The following is a 6,489-nucleotide window of genomic DNA, read 5'->3' as shown; positions in this document are numbered from 1 at the left end:
ATTCTGACGCATGACGCGGCTTCGTCCCTGATTCTCGAACGATGCCTCTCCTGTGACCGTCATCGGCTTGTCGAGATCGTCATACGATGCGCCGACGAAGGCAAGCTCGCCGGCGACAACGCCGCGCGCTTTCCGGACGTGCAGCGGATCGAGCGCAAGGTGCCGTTCTCGATCGTGTTCTGCGAGCCGCAGGTGGCGGTCGTCGGCGCATCGTATGACGATCTCGACAAGCCGATGACGGTCACAGGAGAGGCATCGTTCGAGAATCAGGGACGAAGCCGCGTCATGCGTCAGAATCGCGGCCTGCTGCACGTCTATGCCGACGCGAAAACCGGCAAGCTGCGCGGCGCGCAAGGATGCGGCCCGGCGATGGAGCATCTCGGGCATCTGCTGGCGTGGGCGCTGCAACTGGAATTGACGCTCGATGAAGCGCTCAAACTGCCTTTCTATCATCCGGTCGTGGAAGAAGGCTTGCGCACCGCGCTAAAAGATGCAGATAGAAAATGCTACGAGGAAAGATCGGAAACACCGCCGGCATTACCAAGCGCCGCGGGTTGCTGATCCAAAAAAAACGAACGCCGGTTGCAAGCAACCGGCGTTTATCGTCGGAAAGAGCAAGGATCAGCTTCCGCTCAAACCATATTGCAGTGCGAGATCGAACCCGAGCACGACGAGCGAACAGAAAAGCCCCAAGGACAAATTCGCCAGTCTATGTCCGACGTCCTTGTGCCTCGTCAGCACGGCGCCCGCGAGGAACGCGATTTCCACGATGACCTGCATGCAAAACACGGCAATCATCAACGCGAACTCGTAACCCATCGAGTTGAAGTTCAGGAAGTTAAAGCCGTTCACCGCCACCCAAGACCCCACTCGCCAAGCTTCGTATGCCAATAGCAGCAACGGGAAGAAATAGCTGGCTACATAAGTCGGCACCGTGGCGTGCCGCAGTTCCATATTTAAGTGACGTGTTACTTGCATCGCGTACTCCTCATCTGATTGCCCGAAAACGACGGGCGTTCTACCTGCACCGTGGCGCAAACCGGAGCGTTCTGATCGAACGGCAGACGGGCGTCGTGCTTTCAGAATAGGACAATTTTTTGGAAAGCGAATCATCGTATTCCCGATGATCGTATCCAATAAGGCTTTACGCGCTTCGTTGTGCAGTGCAACTGAATAAAGCAGTTATTTCCCGGCCCTAAATTCGGCACGCGCATACGTGCCGATTTCCAAAAGTGTTCGAGCCGTATTAAACGCCAGAGTTCTTCGCGTACAACTTGATAATGCCCGAAAAATCGAGCCCGCCGAATCCTTGCTGGCTCATCGACTGATACAACTGTTGTGCCAGCGCACCCATGAATACGGGCTGCTTCGCGGCGCGCGCTGCATCGACGGCAAGTCCGAGATCCTTGAGCATTAAATCAGCGCCAAATCCGCCCGAATAACCACGCGACGCCGGCGCGGTTTCGATGATGCCCGGATAGGGATTACACGTATCCGAGCTCCAGCAACGCCCAGTCGATGTATTGACGATACTCGCGAGTTTCGTCGGATCGATGCCGAGCGTTTCGCCGAGTTTCATCGCTTCGGCGACGCCGATCATGGAAATCCCTAGCAGCAAGTTATTGCAGATCTTCGCGATCTGGCCCGTGCCGGTTTCGCCGCATCGCACCATGTTCTTGCCCATGCCGGACAAGACGGGACGCAATGTTTCGAAGAGCGTTTCATCCGCGCCGACCATGAACGTCAGCGTACCCGCCTGCGCGCCGACGACGCCGCCGGAAACGGGCGCATCGGCGAACGGGTTGCCCTGGTTCGCCGCCGCCTCGCCGATGAGCTTCGCGGTCGCCGGATCGATCGTGCTGCTGTCGACGAGCGGCACGCCTTTCGCAACGCCCGCGAGCACGCCGTCGTCGCCCAGATAGACCTTCTTCACATGCTGCGCGGCGGGCAGCATCGTGATGACGACTTCCGCGCCTTCCGCCGCCGCGCGCGGCGATGCGGCGAGCGTCGCGCCCGCCGCCTTCGCCGCATCGAGCGCGGCGGAGACGAGATCGAACGCCGTCACCGCGTGGCCGGCCTTCAGGAGATTGGCGGCCATCGGACCGCCCATGTGACCCAGACCAATGAAGCCGATTCGCATGGACATCTCCCTTTAGCGAAGCGCGATGGTCGTGTTGACGCCGTCGTTCACGGTGGCGTCGTCGAACCAGCGCGCGGTGACGGTTTTCGTCTGCGTGTAGAACTGCACGACCTGCTTGCCGTACGGGCCGAGGTCGCCGAGCTTCGAGCCGCGCGAGCCAGTGAAGCTGAACGCGGGCACCGGCACCGGAATCGGAATGTTGATGCCGACCTGACCGATATCGATCTCGCTCTGGAACTTGCGCGCCGCCGCGCCGCTTTGCGTGAAGAGACCGACGCCGTTGCCCATCGGATTGCGATTGACGAGCGCGATCGCGTCGTCGAGCGTATCGGCTTCCAGCACGCACAGCACCGGGCCGAAGATTTCCGTCTTGTAGATCGACATGTCGGTATCGACGTTCGTGAAGATCGTCGGTCCGATGAAGTTGCCCTTCTCGTAGCCCTTCACGTCGATATCGCGGCCATCGAGCGCGAGCGTCGCGCCCTCTTCCACGCCCTTGCTGATGAGCCCGAGAATGCGCTCCTTTGCCGCTTTCGACACGACCGGGCCGACGTCCGTATTCGGCTCCGTGCCGCCGTTGACCTTGAGCGTCCTGGCCTTCTCGACGAGTTCCGGCACCCAGTCCTTCGACGCCCCGACGAACACGGCCACCGACGTCGCCATGCAACGCTGACCCGCCGCGCCGAAGCCCGCGCCCGCGAGCGCGTTGAGCGTCTGCTCCTTGTTGGCGTCGGGCAGGACGACGGCGTGATTCTTCGCGCCCATCATCGACTGCACGCGCTTGCCGTGCTGGCTCGCGAGGTTGTAGACGTGCGTGCCGACGGCCGTCGACCCGACGAACGAAATCGCCTTGATATCGGGATGCGTGCAGATCGCATCGACGACTTCCTTGCCGCCATGCACGACGTTCAGCACGCCCGCCGGCACGCCCGCTTCGAGCGCGAGTTCGACGAGTTCCATCGTCGAGAGCGGATCCTGTTCGGACGGCTTCAGTACGAACGTGTTACCGCAGACGATCGCCATCGGGAACATCCACAGCGGGATCATGGCGGGGAAATTGAACGGCGTGATGCCGGCGCACACGCCGAGCGGCTGCCGTAGCGTGTACGTGTCGACGCCGCCCGCGACGTTTTCGGAGAATTCGCCCTGCTGCAGCGTCGAAATCGAACACGCGTGCTCGACCACTTCGAGACCGCGAAAGATGTCGCCTTCGGCATCGGCGAGCGTCTTGCCCTGCTCCGCCGTCAGCGTCCGCGCGATGCGCTTCTGGTTCTGGCGCACGAGGTCCTGAAACTTGAGCATCAGACGCATGCGCGTGCCGAGCGGCGTCGTGCGCCACGTCTGAAACGCCTTGTGCGCGGCGGCAACGGCGGCGTTGACTTCATCGACCGTCGCAAACGGCACGCGACCGACGACTTCCTGCGTCGCAGGATTGACGATGTCGCGCCACTCCGTCGTCTTCGAATCGACGAACTGGCCGTCGATCAGCAGTTTGGCCGTACGGACGGACGCACTCTGCGCCGGATGTTCAGCAGCGATATTCACGAGTCACTCCTTTTGGATGAGTTGTCACGAAGGGGAACGAAGACGCGCGGACGGAGCGCCGGTGCGGCGCAGAAGGGAAAAGGCATGTCGTCTCCGTTTATAAGAAATCGGCGCGCAGTGCAGCACGCTCGTTTCCTTGAGTATAGTTATGCAAAAGTCCATCATGGCACTAGAAAAACACCCGATCGATATGCAAAAAAACGCCATGCCAAACGTTATTCCAAGCGCCAAGCTCGATATCGGGCGCCTCAACTGGGACGACCTGCGCTTCTTCCTGGAAGTCGCGCGCACGCAGCGCGCGAGCGGCGCGGCGAAGCGTCTGGGCGTCGATTACACGACGGTCGCGCGGCGCGTTCGCGCGCTGGAGGACGCGCTCGGCACGCTTCTGTTCGACAAATCGCGCAGCGGCGGATTCATTCTGACGGCCGAAGGCCAGCGCCTGCTCGGTTACGTCGATTCGATCGAGACGACGGTGCAGTCCGCGACCGAGCAGATCGCCAACACGGGGCACGCGCTGTCCGGACACGTTCGCGTCGGTTCGACGGAAGGCTTCGGCTGCTTCTTTCTCGCGCCGCAACTCGCGCGCTTTCAGGACGCGCATCCGAACATCTCCATCGATCTGCTGCCGGTACCGCATTTCGTGAGTCTGTCGAAGCGCGAGGCGGATATCGCCGTCACGCTCGAACGACCCGAGCAGGGCCAATACGTCTATACGAAGCTGTGCGATTACCGGCTCAAGCTCTACGCGACCGCCGACTATCTCGACGCGCACGAACCGATCCGCACGAGCGACGATCTGCGCCATCATCGTTTCGCAAGCTATATCGACGATCTCGCGTTCAGCTACGAATTGCTGTATCTCGAACGCGCGGTGCCGGGCGCGGTGTCGCGCTGGCGCAGTACGAGCGCGATTGCGCAGTACTTCGCCGCGCTGCAGGGCCGCGCGCTCGCGATCCTGCCGTGCTTCATGACTTCGCCCGATCCGCGCTTCGTGCCGGTCTTGCCCGGCGATATCGTCGTGACGCGCGCCTTCTATCTGTCCTGCCGCGAGGATTTGCGCAAGCTGAAGCGCATCACGGCTGTATGGGACTACCTGCGCGCGGCGGCCGAAGCGAACCGCGGCTTCCTGATGGGAGACGGCGCGCAGATGGCCTGGGTCGATGTCAAGTGATCCTGACCGGCGACACGCTTTTTGACAGCGATTCGAGACCGAACGTGGTATGCGTGACGCCACCGCGAACATCACAAAATTTGACTCGATAAATTCGTGGAATTTTGCTTCGATGTCCTGCCGAAACGTCACTCGCCCACGCGAGCTCGGGCATAATCGCCGGCCAGTTTCATTGCATTGCCGTGGAGAGCGCGGCGCACTCCATTCCCGTGATTTCCTCTAGTTTCTTTCCCGCTGCCCCGACGGGCCGCGCCGTGCGCTAATGGCTTTCGTCATCTGGTCACGGCGGTCCATGTCCCGCCAGCGCATCCGTTTCGTCGAGGCCCGCACGGCGCGCGCCATCGCGGTCATCGGCGCCATTACGCTTCTCGTGGCCGCGCTCGCGCTCGGCATCGCGATCGGCACCATGTTCGCGCGCAGCCATCTCGGCGAGGAGCAGACGCTGATGTCGCGCCGCTCGTACGAGATCGAAGAGCTCGGCCGCATCAATGCCGCGCTGATCGAGCTGACGCCGCGCGTCGAAGGCCTGTCCGCGCAAGTCAGCGAGCTGCACGAATTCGACACGCATCTGAAGGCCGCGCACGGCGCGGGCGGCACGTCCGGCGTGCATGACGTGCCGCCGCTGCCCGACAGCGAAGAGCCAGCCACGTCGCTCGACGGCGCGGGCGGCCCCGCCTTGCCGCCGCGCCTGTGCGATATCGGCCGCGCGGCGGCGGGCGCGCCGCGGCAGCGTTTGAAGAGCGCGCATCGGATCATCGATTGCCTGAACGACGAAGTCTCGCAATTGCAGACGCAAACGCTCGCCCACTACGCCGCGTACATGGCCTTTCCCGGCCGCAATCCGGCACCCGGCCTGCGCAGCGGCTCGCCTTACGGCAACCGTCTGGACCCGTTCACGGGGCGTCTGAGCTTTCATCCCGGCATCGACTTCGCCGGACCGGCGGGCACGCCGATTCTCGCCAGCGCGGGCGGACGCGTCATCGCGGCGGGCGAGCGCAACGGCTACGGCATTTCGGTCGACATCCGCCACAGCGACGGCATGGTGACGCGCTATGGACACGCGTCGCGCATCTTCGTGAAAACCGGCGAATTCGTGATGCCGGGACAGGTGATCGCGGAAGTCGGCTCGACCGGCCGCTCGACGGGGCCGCATCTGCATTTCGAAGTGATCGTCGACGGCGCTCAGATCAATCCTTCTCCCTATCTCGCGCTCTTCAGGCGTTTGTCGCATGCGCAAAGTTGATTCGAAGCGGCTGTCGCTGCAACTCTCCCGCCAGTCCTATTCGCTGACGCCGAGGCGCGGCGCGGGCATCTGGCTCGGACTGATCGCGGCCGTGTGTGCGATCGCGGCGCTCGCCGCCGCAGGCTTCGCACTCAAACGCTCGCATGAAGACGTGCGCAAGCTCGACACGCTCTGCGCGCCGCCCGTCTCCGAGCAGAAGCTGCGCGAGCAGCTCGCGCATGCTCAGCTCGCGCTCGAACAGGAGATGGCGAGCCGTACCTCGCTGGAAGAACGCGTAAAGGACAGCGCGGCCGAAATCCAGCGTCTGCAGACCGATCTCGCTTTCCTCAGGAAGCAGCAAAAACCCAATTGAGCGGCACGCGTCAGCGCGGGCTTCGTGCAGCAACCCTT

The 6,489-nt window shown here is 62.6% G+C and carries 6 protein-coding genes and 1 pseudogene; 4 read left to right on the top strand and 3 right to left on the bottom strand.

Annotation, left to right across the window (positions count from 1 at the left end; genetic code table 11):
* Positions 1–561 (top strand): annotated as a pseudogene (locus QCE49_RS28395) (hypothetical protein); the annotation flags it as partial.
* 60 nt (positions 562–621) lie between these two features.
* Here QCE49_RS28395 and QCE49_RS28390 read toward each other — a convergent pair.
* From QCE49_RS28390 to QCE49_RS28380, 3 genes are all read right to left on the bottom strand, one after another.
* Positions 622–978: a hypothetical protein gene (locus tag QCE49_RS28390; protein WP_250456714.1), complete on the bottom strand. Its 357-nt coding sequence runs from the start codon at positions 976–978 to the stop codon at positions 622–624.
* Positions 979–1,246: 268 nt separating this feature from the next.
* Positions 1,247–2,140 (bottom strand): 3-hydroxyisobutyrate dehydrogenase, encoded by an 894-nt coding sequence (gene mmsB, locus QCE49_RS28385; RefSeq protein ID WP_250456713.1) that lies wholly within the window; start codon positions 2,138–2,140, stop codon positions 1,247–1,249.
* 12 nt (positions 2,141–2,152) lie between these two features.
* Complete coding sequence (locus tag QCE49_RS28380) at positions 2,153–3,685, bottom strand: CoA-acylating methylmalonate-semialdehyde dehydrogenase (protein ID WP_175979251.1); 1,533 nt, start codon at positions 3,683–3,685, stop codon at positions 2,153–2,155.
* A gap of 190 nt (positions 3,686–3,875) precedes the next feature.
* On the opposite strand from QCE49_RS28380, the gene QCE49_RS28375 reads away from it, so the two are divergent.
* The 3 genes from QCE49_RS28375 to QCE49_RS28365 all read left to right on the top strand — a co-directional run bounded on the left by QCE49_RS28375 (position 3,876) and on the right by QCE49_RS28365 (position 6,451).
* Positions 3,876–4,856: a LysR family transcriptional regulator gene (locus QCE49_RS28375; RefSeq protein WP_409017540.1), complete on the top strand. Its 981-nt coding sequence runs from the start codon at positions 3,876–3,878 to the stop codon at positions 4,854–4,856.
* 292 nt (positions 4,857–5,148) lie between these two features.
* Positions 5,149–6,099, top strand: a complete 951-nt coding sequence (locus tag QCE49_RS28370; RefSeq protein WP_008353496.1) for a M23 family metallopeptidase — start codon at positions 5,149–5,151, stop codon at positions 6,097–6,099.
* On the top strand, positions 6,086–6,451 hold the full coding sequence (locus tag QCE49_RS28365; RefSeq protein ID WP_250456711.1) for a hypothetical protein: 366 nt from the start codon (positions 6,086–6,088) through the stop codon (positions 6,449–6,451). Before QCE49_RS28370 ends, QCE49_RS28365 begins: the two co-directional genes overlap by 14 nt.
* The last annotated feature ends 38 nt before the right edge of the window (positions 6,452–6,489 follow it).

The sequence above is a fragment of the Caballeronia sp. LZ008 genome, from assembly GCF_031451435.1.
In the GTDB taxonomy this organism is placed as follows: Bacteria; Pseudomonadota; Gammaproteobacteria; order Burkholderiales; family Burkholderiaceae; genus Caballeronia; species Caballeronia zhejiangensis.
This window is presented reverse-complemented; position numbering and strand designations above follow the sequence as displayed.

Coding starts and splice junctions, on each gene's coding strand:
- QCE49_RS28375 (WP_409017540.1), top strand. CDS start 3,876: ATGCAAAAAAACGCCATGCCAAACGTTATTCCAAGCGCCAAGCTCGAT.
- mmsB (WP_250456713.1), bottom strand. CDS start 2,140: ATGCGAATCGGCTTCATTGGTCTGGGTCACATGGGCGGTCCGATGGCC.
- QCE49_RS28370 (WP_008353496.1), top strand. CDS start 5,149: ATGTCCCGCCAGCGCATCCGTTTCGTCGAGGCCCGCACGGCGCGCGCC.
- QCE49_RS28365 (WP_250456711.1), top strand. CDS start 6,086: ATGCGCAAAGTTGATTCGAAGCGGCTGTCGCTGCAACTCTCCCGCCAG.
- QCE49_RS28390 (WP_250456714.1), bottom strand. CDS start 978: ATGCAAGTAACACGTCACTTAAATATGGAACTGCGGCACGCCACGGTG.